The 14,308-nt window shown below is 75.9% G+C and carries 15 protein-coding genes; 10 read left to right on the plus strand and 5 right to left on the minus strand.

What is annotated here, in order from left to right; all coding sequences use genetic code 11:
• The first annotated feature begins 44 nt into the window (after positions 1 to 44).
• Positions 45 to 452, plus strand: a complete 408-nt coding sequence (locus tag IEY37_RS15165) for a DUF3151 domain-containing protein (RefSeq protein ID WP_188943007.1) — start codon at positions 45 to 47, stop codon at positions 450 to 452.
• 116 nt (positions 453 to 568) lie between these two features.
• On the opposite strand, the gene IEY37_RS15170 is transcribed toward IEY37_RS15165, so the two are convergent.
• Positions 569 to 1,498 carry a hypothetical protein gene (locus IEY37_RS15170; protein WP_188943009.1) on the minus strand — a complete coding sequence of 310 codons (930 nt, stop codon included), beginning with the start codon at positions 1,496 to 1,498 and terminating at the stop codon, positions 569 to 571.
• 98 nt (positions 1,499 to 1,596) lie between these two features.
• On the opposite strand from IEY37_RS15170, the gene IEY37_RS15175 reads away from it, so the two are divergent.
• Entirely contained in the window at positions 1,597 to 2,892 is a 1,296-nt protein-coding gene (locus IEY37_RS15175) for an adenylosuccinate synthase (protein WP_188943011.1), read from the plus strand.
• Between the two features lie 36 nt (positions 2,893 to 2,928).
• On the opposite strand, the gene IEY37_RS15180 is transcribed toward IEY37_RS15175, so the two are convergent.
• Positions 2,929 to 3,738 carry a maleylpyruvate isomerase family mycothiol-dependent enzyme gene (locus IEY37_RS15180; RefSeq protein WP_188943013.1) on the minus strand — a complete coding sequence of 270 codons (810 nt, stop codon included), beginning with the start codon at positions 3,736 to 3,738 and terminating at the stop codon, positions 2,929 to 2,931.
• Between the two features lie 92 nt (positions 3,739 to 3,830).
• Here IEY37_RS15180 and purD point away from each other — a divergent pair, with 92 nt between their 5' ends.
• Both purD and IEY37_RS15190 read left to right on the plus strand, forming a co-directional pair.
• A complete protein-coding gene (purD, locus tag IEY37_RS15185; RefSeq protein ID WP_188943015.1) occupies positions 3,831 to 5,117 on the plus strand; it encodes a phosphoribosylamine--glycine ligase in 1,287 nt (428 codons plus the stop codon).
• Positions 5,114 to 5,884 (plus strand): isocitrate lyase/PEP mutase family protein, encoded by a 771-nt coding sequence (locus IEY37_RS15190; protein WP_229674478.1) that lies wholly within the window; start codon positions 5,114 to 5,116, stop codon positions 5,882 to 5,884. The genes purD and IEY37_RS15190 overlap by 4 nt, the downstream gene beginning before the upstream one ends.
• A 97-nt stretch (positions 5,885 to 5,981) precedes the next feature.
• On the opposite strand, the gene IEY37_RS15195 is transcribed toward IEY37_RS15190, so the two are convergent.
• Entirely contained in the window at positions 5,982 to 7,043 is a 1,062-nt protein-coding gene (locus IEY37_RS15195; RefSeq protein ID WP_188943017.1) for an NAD(P)/FAD-dependent oxidoreductase, read from the minus strand.
• A 135-nt stretch (positions 7,044 to 7,178) separates the two neighbouring features.
• Positions 7,179 to 7,748 (minus strand): CGNR zinc finger domain-containing protein, encoded by a 570-nt coding sequence (locus IEY37_RS15200; RefSeq protein ID WP_188943019.1) that lies wholly within the window; start codon positions 7,746 to 7,748, stop codon positions 7,179 to 7,181.
• Positions 7,749 to 7,866: 118 nt separating this feature from the next.
• Here IEY37_RS15200 and IEY37_RS15205 point away from each other — a divergent pair, with 118 nt between their 5' ends.
• The 6 genes from IEY37_RS15205 to IEY37_RS15230 all read left to right on the plus strand — a co-directional run bounded on the left by IEY37_RS15205 (position 7,867) and on the right by IEY37_RS15230 (position 13,506).
• Entirely contained in the window at positions 7,867 to 8,967 is a 1,101-nt protein-coding gene (locus tag IEY37_RS15205; protein WP_229674479.1) for an epoxide hydrolase family protein, read from the plus strand.
• Between the two features lie 88 nt (positions 8,968 to 9,055).
• Positions 9,056 to 10,216, plus strand: a complete 1,161-nt coding sequence (locus IEY37_RS15210; RefSeq protein WP_188943021.1) for an epoxide hydrolase family protein — start codon at positions 9,056 to 9,058, stop codon at positions 10,214 to 10,216.
• The gene (locus IEY37_RS15215) at positions 10,213 to 10,683 is read left to right on the plus strand and encodes a RipA family octameric membrane protein (RefSeq protein ID WP_188943023.1); all 471 of its coding nucleotides are present in this window, start codon (positions 10,213 to 10,215) and stop codon (positions 10,681 to 10,683) included. The genes IEY37_RS15210 and IEY37_RS15215 overlap by 4 nt, the downstream gene beginning before the upstream one ends.
• A gap of 60 nt (positions 10,684 to 10,743) precedes the next feature.
• The gene (locus tag IEY37_RS15220; protein WP_188943159.1) at positions 10,744 to 11,625 is read left to right on the plus strand and encodes an alpha/beta fold hydrolase; all 882 of its coding nucleotides are present in this window, start codon (positions 10,744 to 10,746) and stop codon (positions 11,623 to 11,625) included.
• Positions 11,626 to 11,750: 125 nt separating this feature from the next.
• Positions 11,751 to 12,911 (plus strand): pyridoxal phosphate-dependent aminotransferase, encoded by a 1,161-nt coding sequence (locus tag IEY37_RS15225; protein WP_188943024.1) that lies wholly within the window; start codon positions 11,751 to 11,753, stop codon positions 12,909 to 12,911.
• A gap of 415 nt (positions 12,912 to 13,326) precedes the next feature.
• On the plus strand, positions 13,327 to 13,506 hold the full coding sequence (locus IEY37_RS15230; protein WP_188943026.1) for a hypothetical protein: 180 nt from the start codon (positions 13,327 to 13,329) through the stop codon (positions 13,504 to 13,506).
• Positions 13,507 to 13,642: 136 nt separating this feature from the next.
• On the opposite strand, the gene IEY37_RS15235 is transcribed toward IEY37_RS15230, so the two are convergent.
• Complete coding sequence (locus IEY37_RS15235; protein ID WP_188943028.1) at positions 13,643 to 14,266, minus strand: HAD family hydrolase; 624 nt, start codon at positions 14,264 to 14,266, stop codon at positions 13,643 to 13,645.
• Positions 14,267 to 14,308 lie beyond the last annotated feature (42 nt).

The raw sequence follows: 14,308 nt of genomic DNA on the forward strand, positions 1-14,308 counted from the left end.
GGGGTGCGCGGTGTGGCAGCCGCCGGGTTCGGCAGGATGGCCGGATGACCTCAGGGAATCTGCTCGGGCCGCCTCCCGTCGAGCTGCCGGTCGACCCGGCGGAGCAGGAGCTCGCGGACGGTGCCGCGCCGGCGGACGTGGCGAGGCGGCACCCGACCTCCAGCCTGGCCTGGGCGACCCTCGCGGAGCAGGCGCTGGACCGCGGCGACGACGTCACCGGGTACGCCTTCGCGCGCGTGGGCTACCACCGCGGCCTGGACCTGCTGCGCCGCCACGGGTGGCGGGGCGCCGGGCTGGTGCCGTGGTCGCACGTGTCGAACCGCGGTTTCCTGCGTGCCCTGTCCGCCCTGGGACAGGCGGCGGCGCTCATCGAGGAGCAGGACGAGGTGGCGCGGGTGCGGGCATTCCTGCTCGATGCGGACCCGGGGATCCCGGCGGAACTTCTGCCCTGACGCCCCCGGCCGCCCGGGGGCGCTCCCGGTGGCCGGCGGTGGCCGGCTGCCGGCTGTCCCCGTCGCTGTCCCTGTCCCTGTCCGCTGACGCGGTCGCCCGCGCGCCGGGACGCCGGCTACTCCAGCAGGCCCCGCACCAGCCGGAGCGGTGCGGTGTGCCGGTAGAGGGTCCACCGGTCGGTCGGCCTGGACCGGGGGACGCCGTCGCTGACGACCGTCATCGGTACCCGGCTCGCGATCTGCACGGCCCGTCCGGTGCGGGTCCGCGGGCGGCGGCCGATGCCCAGGACCTGGCGGTGCAGCACCGTGACCTCGACGCCGCGTTCCTGGTCCGGGTCGACGACGAGCCCCGGGGCCCGTCCGCGCAGCAGCAGGTGCTCGTCCACGTACACAGGGCCGTCGACGGGGGACAGCTCGGCCCGGCCCACCAGCACGCCGCCGTTGTCGTCGCGGACCAGGGTCACCAGGTCCGGCTCGCCGTCCAGGGCGAGCCGGGCGGCCGCCGCCCCGATGGGCAGGGAGTGCAGCGCGGTCACCGGGGACCGCCGGCCGGCGACGTACCCGACCTGGTGGCTGCCGAGCAGGTCGGCCCGCAGCAGCCGCAGCACCACGGCGGCCAGGTCGGCGTCGTCCCCGAGGACGACGACCCGCCGGTCGGCGGGCCGGCGGCCGAGGACCGGGGTCCCGGCCGGCTGGTCCGCTACTGCGGGCGGGACGCCCTCTCCGGTGCCCGCGGCCGGATCGCGTGTCGCGTCGCGATGCTCGCCCGGCCGCCCGTCGGCAGGCTGCCCGTCAGCCGGCTGTCCGTCAGCAGGCTGCCCGTCAGCCGGCTGCGCGCCGGTCCCGGGTGTTGCGGCGGCCGGACCGCGTCGCCGGGCGTCCCGGACCACGCCGAGGGCCGGGTCGATCTCCTTGCCGGGTCGGGCACCGACGAACTGCACCGGGCGCCCGCCGAGCGCCGCCAGCCCGTCCCGGGTCACCGGGTCGGCCTCGGCGGCGGCGCGGTCGGGCCGGCAGCAGAGCACCACCAGGTCCGGGGTCGTCACCCATTACCCTTCCATCGGCTGCCGCAGGCCCGGATGGTCGTCCGGCGGCCGCGGAGGCGCGGCCGGCGGGGCGAGCCGGCGATCGACGGGAGTCTGCCATGACGGTGATGGTGCTGATCGGTGCCCAGTGGGGCGACGAGGGCAAGGGCAAGGCGACCGACCTGTACGGCGGCCGGGTGCAGTGGGTGGTCCGCTACCAGGGCGGCAACAACGCCGGCCACACGGTGGTGCTGCCGGACGGGCAGTCCTTCGCGCTGCACCTGATCCCGTCCGGGATCCTGACGCCCGGTGTCACGAACGTCATCGGCAACGGTGTCGTCATCGACCCGGGGGTGCTGCTCACGGAGCTGTCCGGCCTCGAGGAGCGCGGCGTGGACACGTCGCGGCTGCTGATCTCTGCCGACGCGCACCTGATCATGCCGTACCACGTGGCCATCGACCGGGTGTCCGAGCGGTACCTGGGTAAGGCCAAGATCGGCACCACGGGCCGCGGCATCGGGCCGGCGTACCAGGACAAGGTGGCGCGGCTGGGCGTGCGGGTGCAGGACCTGCTCGACCCGTCGATCCTGGCGCAGAAGGTCGAGGCGGCGCTGGACGTCAAGAACCAGCTGCTCGTCAAGATCTACAACCGCAGGGCGCTGGACCGGGCCCGGATCGTCGACGAGGTACTGGCCCAGGCCGAGGGTTTCCGGCACCGCATCGCCGACACCCGGCTGGTGCTCGGCGAGGCGGCCCGGCGGGGCGAGCACATCCTGCTCGAGGGCTCGCAGGGCACGCTGCTGGACGTCGACCACGGCACCTACCCGTACGTGACGTCGTCGAACCCGACCGCCGGCGGCGCCTCGGTGGGCTCCGGGCTCGGCCCGACGTCGATCACCGCCGTGCTGGGGATCCTCAAGGCCTACACCACGCGGGTGGGGTCCGGTCCGTTCCCGACCGAGCTGCACGACGAGTGGGGCGAGTACCTGCGCAAGACCGGCGGCGAGATCGGGGTGACGACCGGGCGGCTGCGCCGGTGCGGCTGGTTCGACGCCGTCATCGCGCGCTACGCCAGCCGGGTCAACGGCATCACCGACTACTTCCTCACCAAGCTCGACGTGCTGTCGTCGCTGGAGACGGTGCCGATCTGCGTGGCCTACGACGTCGACGGCGAGCGGGTCGAGGACATGCCGATGACGCAGACCGGGTTCCACCACGCCACGCCGGTCTACGAGCAGATGCCCGGCTGGTTCGAGGACATCTCCGGCTGCCGGACGTTCGAGGAGCTGCCGGCCAACGCCCGCGCCTACGTCCGGCGCCTGGAGGAGCTGTCGCTGTCGCGCATCTCGGCGATCGGGGTCGGCCCCGGACGGGACCAGACGATCGTGCTGCACGACGTGCTGTCCGGCAGCTAGCGCGGGCAGGGTCGACGTCCCGACCGGACCAGCGGCTCAGGTCCAGCTGACCTGCATCCCGGCGCGCCACAGGTCCTGCAGCCCCGCGGCGCCGGAGACCCGGACCCCGTCGCCGCGGTTCCACAGCCACAGGTAGAGCTCGGCGGCCGTGCCGCGGACCGTCGCGTCCGCCGGCTCGGATTCGTCCACACCGCGCACCGTGGCCGGCGTCGCATCGGACAGCCGGACCGTCCAGGCGGCGTCGACGTCGTCGGGCAGCACCGCGACGGTGAGCGGATCCGCCGTGCGGACCCGGCTGCGCGGCCGCGGCAGGAAGCCGCACAGCAGCTCGTCGATCCCGTCGGCGGCCACCGACGCCGGGACCCCGACCTCCGCGGCGACCGGCGCCCGACCCAGCCGGGCGGCGAGCGCATCCACCCGGTGCACGGACGTCTCGTGAGCCTGCCGCCGCGCCCAGAACAGCCGGGCCGGGGGCGGCTCGGCCAGGAAGCGCAGGGCGGACAGGTCGTCTGGGGCCCGCTCCACGGCGGCCGCCAGCTGCCGGGCGCCGCTGCGGAACCAGTCCTCGAGCTCGGCGCGACCGGCCGGCCGCGAGGCCTCGGCGTCCCGTTCCAGCGCCGCCCCGTCGGCCCGGTCGCCCAGCTCCAGGTGCCCGGCGGCCCAGCGGTGCACCACACCCTGGTGGGCGACCAGGTCGGCGACGGTCCACTCCGGGCAGGTCGGCACCCTGGCGTCGTGGCCGGCGGCGCCCGCGTGCGCGAGCAGCTCGTCGGCCGCCAGCGCGAGGACCTCGAGGTACCGCTCGACGGGCAGCAGGCCGTCGGTCCCGGCTCGGTCGGTCGGCATGACGGCAGCGTGCCAGGGACCGGCCGTTCGCCCGCGACGCCGGGCGGATCGTGGTGGCGAGGGCTGTCGGCGGCCGCCGCTACCCTCCCCTGGTGCACGTCTTGGTGATCGGGTCCGGAGCCCGGGAGCACGCCCTGCTGCGTGCCCTCGCGCGCGACCCCGGGGTCGACCGGCTCGACGTCGCCCCGGGCAACGGCGGGACCGCCGAGCTGGCCACGCAGCACGACGTCGCGGTCGGGCACCCGGTCGCCGTCGCCGACCTGGCCGAGCGGCTCGGCGTCGACCTGGTCGTCGTCGGGCCCGAGGTGCCGCTGGTCGCCGGCGCCGCCGACGAGCTCCACCGCCGCGGCATCGCCGTGTTCGGGCCGACGGCGGCCGCCGCGGCCATCGAGGGTTCCAAGCGGTGGGCCAAGGACGTGATGGCGGCGGCCGGTGTGGCGACGGCGGCCGCGGTCGTGGTCACCGAGCCGTCCGGGATCGACGCGGCGCTCGACCGCTGCGGCAGCCCGTACGTCGTCAAGGACGACGGCCTGGCCGCCGGCAAGGGCGTCGTCGTCACCGCCGACCGGGCGGCGGCCCGCCGGCACGCCGAGGACGTCCTGGCCGCCGGGCACCCCGTCCTGGTCGAGCAGTACCTGTCCGGTCCCGAGGTCTCGCTGTTCGCCGTCTGCGACGGGACGCGGGCCGTGCCGCTGCTGCCCGCGCAGGACTTCAAGCGGCTCGGTGACGGCGACACCGGGCCGAACACCGGCGGCATGGGCGCCTACGCGCCGCTGTCCTGGGCGCCGGCCGACCTTGCCGACACCGTGCGCCGGACGGTGCTCGACCCGGTGCTGGCGGAGCTCGCCCGCCGCGGGACGCCGTTCCGCGGGCTGCTCTACGCGGGCCTGGTGCTCACCGCGACCGGACCGCAGGTCATCGAGTTCAACTGCCGGTTCGGCGACCCGGAGACGCAGGTGGTGCTCGAGCTGCTGGAGTCCCCGCTTGGCGAGCTGCTGCGGGCGGCCGCCACCGGCGACCTGGGGTCCGTGCCACCGCCGCGCTGGCGGGACGGATCCGCGGTCACCGTGGTGGTGGCCGCGGAGAACTACCCGCGCACGCCGGTCACCGGCGACCCGGTGACCGGCGCCGACCGGGACGGCGTGCTGCACGCCGGCACGGTGCGCGCCGTGGACGGGACCCTGCGGTCGTCCGGCGGCCGGGTGCTGTCCGTCACCGCCCGCGGTACCGACCTGGCCGACGCGCGCCGGCGGGCGTACGAGCTGGTCGGCCAGGTGTCGCTACGCGGAGCGCAGTTCCGCACCGACATCGCGGCGGCGGCCGCGGCGGGACACATCGCCCTGCCGTCGGCCGCCACCGCCCCGGCGGAGGTCCGGTGACCGCCCGCGACCTGGCCGGTGAGGCCTCCGCGCTCCGCGCCCTGCACGAGCCGGGCCGCCCGCTGGTGCTGCCCAACGTCTGGGACGCCGCGTCCGCCCGCGCCGTCCACAACGCCGGCTTCCCGGTCGTCGCGACGAGCTCGGCGGCGGTCGCCGGCAGCCTGGGTTTCGTCGACGACGACATCGCGCCGGCGGCGGAGATGCTCGCCGCGGCGGCCAGGATCGCCGCCGCCGTCGACGTCCCGGTCACGGTCGACGCCGAGGCCGGCTGGGGTCTGGAGCCGGTCGAGCTGGTCGCCGCCCTGATCGACGCCGGTGCCGTCGGCTGCAACCTCGAGGACACCGACCACCGCGGCTCCGGGCTGACCGATCCGCCGGTGCAGGCCGACTACCTGGCCGGCGTCCGGGACGCCGCCGAGGCGGCCGGGGTGCCGCTGGTGGTCAACGCCCGCATCGACGTCTTCGAGCGGGCGGCGGACGGGGCGGACGGCGAGGAGCTGTTCGCCGAGGCGGTCGACCGGGCCCGGACGTACCTGTCCGCCGGAGCGGACTGCGTCTACCCGATCTCGCTGCACGACCCGTCCGCCGCGGCGCGGTTCTGCGCCGCCGTGGGCGGGGCCGCGGTGAACCTGCTGGGTTCGTGGACGCCGGCGGCGGGCCGGATCACGGTGGCCGACGCCGCGGCCGCCGGTGCGGCGCGGGTCTCCTTCGGGCCGGACCTGTGGCGCGCCACCCTCCGGCACCTGGACGTGCTGCTGCGTCTGTGACGGATCGGCACCTCCGGCCGTCCGCCGGCCGGAGGTCATCGTGCGGCCCGGCACCCCGACCGGGCGGCGCCCGGCGGTCGCCGCGCGCGCCCGACCGTCACGCCGTCCGGGCCCGCCCGGCCAGTGCGGCCAGCGCGGCGTCGGTGTCGGCCGTCGCGAGGGCCGCGTTGATGTGCGCGCCCGCCAGCGCCCCCGCCGCGGCCGACGCGCCGACCTGGGCGAACGGCTCGGTGACGTTGCCCGCCACCCACACCCCGGGGACGTCGGTCGTGCCGGCCATCCCGGAGCTGTAGCGACGCCCGGTCCCGCCGAAGGCGTCCTCCATCGGCAACCGCAGCCCGTCGAGCCCGTCGGTGCGGGCCTGCAGCGTGGTCGCGACGGCCAGCACGCGTCGGGGCACCACCTCACCGCCGGCGAGCCGCACGCCGGCGATGCCCCCGCCCGCGTCCTCGACGACCTCCTGGACGGGCAGGTCCACGACCCGGACCGACCGGGCGTCGAGGCGTTCCCGGGTGTCCGCGTCCAGCACGGTCCCGCGGGTGAACAGCACGACGTCGCGGCTCAGCTGCCGGAACAGCAGGGTCTGGTGCACCGAGGCCGGGCCGGCGGCGAGGATGCCGATCGGCTCGTCCCGCACCTCCCAGCCGTGGCAGTACGGGCAGTGCACGACGCCCCGTCCCCAGTGCCGCTCCAACCCCGGCACGTCGGGCAGCACATCGCGCACCCCGGTCGCCACGAGCAGCCGGCGGGCGACGAGCCGCCGGCCGTCCGCCAGGGTCACGGTGAAGCGCAGGTCACCGTCCTGCGGCGGCGCCGGAGCCGCGGACACCACCGTGCCCGCCACCACGCGGCCGCCGTAGCGCCGCACCTCGTCCCGGCCGCGCCGGTACAGCTCGGCCGGTGGCGTGCCGTCCAGCGCGAGCAGCCCGTGCACGCCGTCGGCCGGCGCGTTCCGCGGGGTGCCGCCGTCGACGACCACGACGGAGCGGCGGGAGCGGGCCAGCATGAGTGCGCCGTTCAGCCCGGCCGCGCCGCCGCCGATCACGACGACGTCGACGGTCCCGCCCGGCACCGTGTCGCTCCTGTCGGTGGCGTCGCTCTTGTCACGGACGTCCCGGGACTGTGCGGCGTCCCCGAGGTCGGTGACGGAGGTCTGCATGGCGGGGCTCCTGTCCGGATGCGGCTCCCCGGCGGAGCCGACGGCCCGACGCTAGCCCGGGCTTGCCGCTCACGCCGCCCACCATGCGCCTAGCGCAAGAAGTCCGCGCCGCTCACCCGCAGCGTCGAGCGGGGGTCACTCGCCCGCCCGGCCGGTTCGGTGGGTGCGCACCTTGGCGAGGTTGCCGCACCGCTCCATCGAGCACCAGCGCCGCGTTCCCGGCCGCGAGGCGTCCACGAACAGGAGCTGGCAGCCCGGTCCGGCGCACACCCGGATCCGGTGACCCAGCGGGCCGCCGAGGAGGTCGATGGCGTCCCGGGCCAGCGCCGACAACGCCTCCGCCGCGCTGACGCCGCCCGACGCGACGTGGCCGTCGAGGGTCAGCCGGGGGGCCGGCGGGGCTGCGACGGCGAACCGGTTCACGGTGTCCACGGCCCTGCGGGGCAGGTCCCGGTCCTGGGTGCGGGCGTGCACGAGCTGCCAGAGGGCGGTGCGCAACCGGAGGGCGGCGGCGACGTCGTCGGCGTCCACCCGGACGTCGGCGCCGTCCAGCACGTGCGACAGCCAGCGCTGCAGCGCCGGGGCGCCGTCGATCAGCTCGGGTTCTGCCAGTTCCGGCTCGCCGGCGGTGTGCGCGAAGTCCAGCGACACCCGCCCCGAGCGGAAGCGCTTGGCCAGTGCCGGAGTCAGTCCCGTCCGTCCCACTCCTGCATGGTAGACGCTGACACCGGTCAGAGGGGTGTCCAACACCTGTCAGACCGGTTACAGTGCCTGGACGGGGTGGCGGCCCAGCTGCCCGCGGACGTCCCAGCGAGGAGGAGTCGTGCCAGAGAACACCTTGATCGGTACCGGTCCCGAGGTGATCGAGGACCTCGTCGACCGGCTGGCCCGGTTCCGGCCGGTCCCGCGCGCCGGGCTCGGCGCCTGGCCGGGCCTGCCGGAGCCGGACCTGCACCGCCTGCTCGACCACTGGCGCACGAGGTTCGACTGGTCGGTGCAGGAGCACCGCATCGCCGCGTACCCGTGGGTGCAGACCGAGCACACCGCGGTGCCGGTGCGGTCGATCGTCGCCCGGGCCCCCGGCGACGCGCCGGTGGTGGTGCTGCTGCACGGCTGGCCGGACTCGGTGCTGCGGTTCGAGCGGGTGCTGCCCCTGCTCGCCGACGTCACCGCGGTCGTGCCCGCGCTGCCCGGCTACCCGTTCGCCGCCCCGGTCCAGGGGGGCGGCCTGTCGACCGTGGCGATGGCCGATGCCGTGGCCGACGCCCTGACCGAGTGGGGCATCGACCGTGCCGTCGTCTCGGCCGGCGACGTCGGTTGCGACGTGGCGGAGGCCCTGGCGGCACGGCACCCGGAGCTGGTCGCGGCCCTCCACCTGACGGACGTCTCGCAGCTGCACTTCCTGCGGGACCGCCCGACCGGACTGTCCGACGAGGAACGGCGGTACGTCGAGCGCGGCGAGCGCTGGCAGGCGGCCGAGGGCGGCTACTCGCACGAGCAGTCCACCCGGCCGGACACCCTGGCCGTCGGGCTGGGGGATTCGCCCGCGGGTCTCGCCGCCTGGATCGTCGAGAAGCTCGTGCGGTGGAGCGACTGCGACGGCGTCCTCACCGACGCCTGGGACCTCGACGAGGCCTTGACCTGGGTGACGGCGTACTGGGTGAGCGGCGCGATCGGCACGTCCTTCGCGCCCTACGCGGCGGGCGAGGCCAAGGACTGGCCGCGGGTCGACGCGCCGACGGTGTTCACCCTGTTCCCCCGGGACCTGGTCAACGCGCCGCGCCCGTTCGCCGAGCGGTTCTTCCGGGTCGCCGACTGGCGGGAGTTCGACCAGGGCGGCCACTTCGCAGCCTGGGAACGGCCGGCCGACTACCTCTGGGGCATCCGGCGGGCGCTCGAGCTCGCCGGACCGGCCGGATCGTGAGCGGGCCCGATCGCAGCGAGCCGGGCCGCACCGGCGCACCGGCAGGAGGAGCATGCCCGGGGACGACCAACCGGAAGCGAGGACGGCGATGACCGATGCGGAGCGCGTGCGTCCCTTCCACCTGCGGGTCCCCGAAGCCGACCTGGACGACCTGCGCGGACGGCTGCGCCGCAGCCGCCTGCCCGAGCGGGAGACGGTGACCGCTCCCGGCGGCCCCGGCGCCTGGGCGCAGGGCCCGCCGCTGCAGTACGTCACCGAGCTGGTGCAGCACTGGGCGGGTGACTACGACTGGCGCCGGGTCGAGGACCGGCTCAACCTCCACGGCCAGGCCCACACCGTGATCGACGGGCTCGACGTGCATCTGCTGCACGTGCGGTCCCCGCGGCCGGACGCCCGCCCGCTGGTGCTGACCCACGGCTGGCCCAGCTCCGTCCTGGAGCCGCTGGCGGTGGTCGACCTGCTCACCGACCCACCGTCCAGGGACACCCCGGCGTTCCACGTCGTCGCGCCGTCGCTGCCGGGCTTCGGCTGGAGCGGCCGCCCCGACCGGCCGGGCTGGACGGTGGAGCGCACCGCCGACGCCTGGGCCGTGCTGATGCGACGCCTGGGCTACCGGCGCTTCCTGGCCGCCGGCGGTGACTGGGGTGGCCGGGTGACGGCCGCCCTGGGCAGCCGTCACCCCGACCTGGTCGCCGGGCTGCACACCTTCACCCCGTACGTCCGCGAGCCGGAGGGCGGCTCGCCGACGCTGACCGAGACCGAGCGGCGCTGGGTGGCCGACACCCGACGCTTCTGGCGGGAGGGCGGCGGCTACTCGCTGCAGCAGTCCACCCGACCGCAGACCATCGGATACGCGCTGGTCGACTCGCCCGTCGGGCAGCTGGCGTGGATCCTGGACAAACTCCACCTGTGGACCGACCACCAGGGGTCGGTCGAGGACGCCGTCGGCCGCGACGAGATCCTGGACCTGGTCACGCTGTACTGGCTGACCGGCACCGGGGCGTCGTCCGCGCGGTTCTACTGGGAGAACTTCCCGGCCGACCGCGGCGCGGAGCCGGTGCAGGTGCCCTCGGCGGTCACCGTCTTCCCCGCGGACATGGAGCGGTTCCCCCGCTCGTGGGTGCAGGAGCGCTTCCGGGACCTGCGCTACTGGAACGTCGCGGATCGCGGTGGCCACTTCCCGATGGCCGAGGTGCCGGCCGTCTTCGCCGCCGAGCTGCAGCGGTCGCTGGGAGCGATGCCCGCGTGACCGGGGATCCCGGCGGCCCGGCCCGGAGGGTCGCCGTCGTCCGCGACGAGCTGCGGACCGAGCTCGAGCTGCTGCACCAGCGGGTGAACACCGTGCTGGCCGCGGAGGCGTTCCTGACCATCTCCTACACGGCCACCATGAGCAGCACCGGCCGGTGGGCGGTCCTGGTCGCGCCCACCCTGGCCGTCCTCGGTCTGGTGCTGGCCGTGCTGGCCTGGCCCGGCATCCACGCGGCCGCCCGTCTGGTCGCGCTGTGGACGCACCGGCTCGGCGAGGTCGAGGACGAGGACCACGAGCACGAGGACGACGTGCGGACGCGGGGCGCCGATGCCCCGCTCCGCGACGAGGTCCGCAGGCGCAGGGAACGCGACCAGCGGCGCGGCATGCTCTTGTTCCGGTGGGTGCCGCCGGTGTTCGCCGCGGTCTGGGTCGTCCTGCTGGTCACGTCGGTGACCCTCAAGGGCTGACCTCGACGCGCGGCCGGGCCCGGCGGCTCGTCCTTCGCGCCGTGCGGCAGGGTGAGCGCCATGTTCGACGGCTTCACCGAGTGGCACGTGTCGTTGCCCACGGGCCAGACGCTGCACGGCCGGTCCGGCGGGTCCGGACCCGCGGTGGTCCTGCTGCACGGGCACCCCCGGGCGCACACCACCTGGTGCCGGGTCGCGCCGGCGCTGGCCGCGCAGGGCTGGTTCGTCGTGTGCCCGGACCTGCGCGGCTACGGCCGGTCGTCCAAACCCGACCCGCTGCCCGACCACTCGACGTACTCCGACCGGGCCATGGCCGAGGACGTCGCCGCGCTGATGGACCACTTCGAGCAGCCGCGGTTCGCGGTGGTCGGCCACGACCGCGGGCAGGGGGTGGCGTACCGGACCGCCCTGGACCACGCCCCGCGGGTGACCGGCCTGGGCATCCTCGACGGGATTCCGTTGCTGGAGTCGGCGGAGCGCACCCACGCCCGGTTCGCCACGCTGTGGTGGCACTGGTTCTTCTACGCCGGCTCGCCGCACGCCGAGCGGGTGGTCACCGCGGATCCGGACGCCTGGTACGGGCTCGGTCCCGACCTGCGGCGGGCGATGGGCGCGGAGAACTACGACTACGTCGCCGCGGCGCTGCACGACCCGCTCACCGTGCGGGCGATGATCGAGGACTACCGCGCCGGCCTGTCCGTGGACCTCGAGCACGACCGGCAGACCCGCAGGGACGGCCGGACGGTCGACTGCCCGCTGCTGGTGGCGTGGTCGGTCCACGACGACCTGGAGCAGATCCACGGCGACCCCACCGCCATCTGGCGGTCCTGGGCGTCCGGACCGATCACCGGGCAGCGCATCGACAGCGGACACCACATGGCCGAGGAGAACCCGGACCAGCTGACCGCCGTGCTGGCCGGCTTCCTGGCCGGCCTGACCTGAATCGCGCCCCCGGACACCGCCCGCGCGCGGGGACGGCGGCCGCCGGTCACTGCGGCGGCCCCGCAGCGCGAGCGGCGGAGGCAGGCCCGTCGAACGGGCCGCGCGGGCACGGCACGATGGCTGCCATGACCGCCTCGCAGGCCCTGGCGTCCGCCCGCTCCACGGTGGCGCCCTTCCACGTCATGCGGGTGCTGGCGGCCGCGGCCGACCGGGCCCGCACCGGGCGGCCGGTGTGGGACCTGACCGCCGGCCAGCCCTCCACGCCGGCGCCGGCGCCGGTGCGGGACGCCGCCCGCCGGTTCCTCGACGGGCACCTGCTCGGCTACACGCCCACCGCGGGGATCCCGGAGCTGCGACAGGCCATCGCCGGCCACTACCGCGACCGCTACGGCCTGGACGTCGACCCGGGACAGGTGTTCGTCACCACCGGCTCGTCCGGCGGATTCCTGCTGGCCTTCCTGGCCGCCTTCGACGCCGGCGACCGCGTCGGCCTGGCCCGCCCCGGCTACCCGGCCTACCGCAACATGCTGCAGGCGCTCGGTTGCCAGGTGGTCGAGCTGCCGTGCGACGCGGACGCCCGCTACCAGCCCACCGTCGAGCAGGTCGCCGGCGCGGAGCTCGCGGGCCTGGTGCTGGCCTCCCCGGCCAACCCGACCGGGACCATGGTCACCGGCGCCCAGCTCGCGGCGCTGGCCGCGCACTGCCGGGACACCGGGGTGCGCCTGGTCTCCGACGAGATCTACCACGGCATCACGTTCGCCGAGCCGGCCCGGTCCGCGTGGGAGACCGCGCGCGAGGGCATCGTGGTCAACTCGTTCTCCAAGTACTTCTGCATGACGGGGTGGCGGATCGGCTGGCTGCTGCTGCCCACCGAGCTGGTCGACGCGGTCGACCGGCTGGCCGGCAACCTGGCCATCTGCCCGCCGGCGCTGGCCCAGTACGCCGCGGTCCACGCCTTCGAGGCGTACGACGAGTGCGACCGGCACGTCGCCCGCTACGGGTCGCAGCGCGACCTGCTGCTGGACGGCCTGCGCGCCCTGGGCGTGGCCACCACGGCACCACCGGACGGCGCCTTCTACGCGTACGCGGACGTGTCCGGCCTCACCGACGACTCCGCCGTGCTGGCCCGCGAACTGCTGGACACCGTCGGCCTGGCGCTGGCGCCGGGGGTCGACTTCGACCCGGTGGCCGGGCACCGCTTCGTGCGCCTGAGCTTCGCCGGCTCGGCCGAGACCATCGACGGTGGGCTCGCCGCGCTCGGCCGCTACCTGTCGGCGGGCGGCTGACCGCCGGTCGCGTGCCGGTGCGGCGCGGTTCCGTGCCGGTCCAGTGCGGGTCCAGTGCCGGTGTAGTGCCGGTGCAGTGCCGGTGCGATGCCCGTGCGATGCCGGGGGACGCCCGGGGACGGGCGCCCGGATCGGCGCCCGACCCGGGAGGGACCGGGGGAGACCCCGACGAGGTTCAGGGTCGGCCACCGAGGCGCCGCGACGGTCCGTCCCGGCATCGTGGACGTCGAGCGGGCGCCCGCACCGCCCGGGGACCGACCCCGCGGCGCCCGGCCAGCCCGCCGACCCGGCAGGCTTGCCGGGTCGAGCGGGCGCCCGCACCGCCCGGGGACCGACCCCGCGGCGCCCGGCCAGCCCGCCGACCCGGCAGGCTTGCCGGCAGGAGGCCGCACACGCGGCAGAGGGAGCAGTACCGATGGACAGGGTTCTGAAGATCATCGGCCTGGTGGTCCTGGCGTGGCTGGCCATCGGGCTGGTCGGCGCCGTGCTCGGCTTCCTGGTCAAGGCGGTGTTCTGGGTCGCGGTCATCGCCGGTGGCGTCTACGCGGTCGGCGCGATCACCGCCAACCGCCGGCAGGTCCGCTCGCACCGCTGACCACCCGCCGCGGACGGGCGGGCCCTGCGGCACCGCCCGTCCGCCCGGCACCGTCCGCCCGGCACCGCCCGTCCGCCCGGCACCGGCGCCCGCGTCACGCCGGGTGCGCCCGGCACCGCCCGTCGCGCCGCTCGGATCAGACGGGCAGACCCAGCCGCCGCAGGTCCGCGCGGGCGCTGTCGGCGTCGGTGAACCCGATGCCGTGAATGCCGGCTGTCCGGGCGCCCTCGATGTTGTCCGGTCGGTCGTCGACGAACGCCACCCGGGACGGCTGCGCCCCCAGCCGGCGCAGCAGCTCGGCGAAGATCGCCGGGTCCGGCTTGATGATGCCGAGGTCACCGGAGAACAGCAGGTACTCGAAGGCGGTGGACCAGTCGGACGACTCCACGATCCGGCCCATGGACGCCGGCGCGTTGGACAGCACGGCCAGCCGGACGCCCGCGTCGCGGAGGTCCTCGACGAGCCGCCAGACATCGGGGTGCACGACGTTCCATCCCCGGTCGTCGGCCTCGACCAGCGCCCGGACGACCTCGGGCTCCGGTTCCGGCAGGCCGAGGTGGCGGGCCACGCCGGTCCAGTACCGCGCGGGATCGGAATCCGTTTCGTACCCGCGGCGGCCCACCTCGTAGGCCGCCTCCAGGCGGCCCGGATCCGCGGCGAGCAGCCCGGCCAGCGTCGCGAAGGCCTGGCTGTGGGCGAGCACCACGTCACCGAGGTCGAAGACGACCCACTCCACCTGCGGGTCCACGGAATCCGTCACGGCTGTCGATGCTCGCACGGCCCGATCGCCGGCCCGACGGGT

This window comes from Nakamurella endophytica (assembly GCF_014646215.1).
GTDB lineage: Bacteria > Actinomycetota > Actinomycetes > Mycobacteriales > Nakamurellaceae > Nakamurella > Nakamurella endophytica.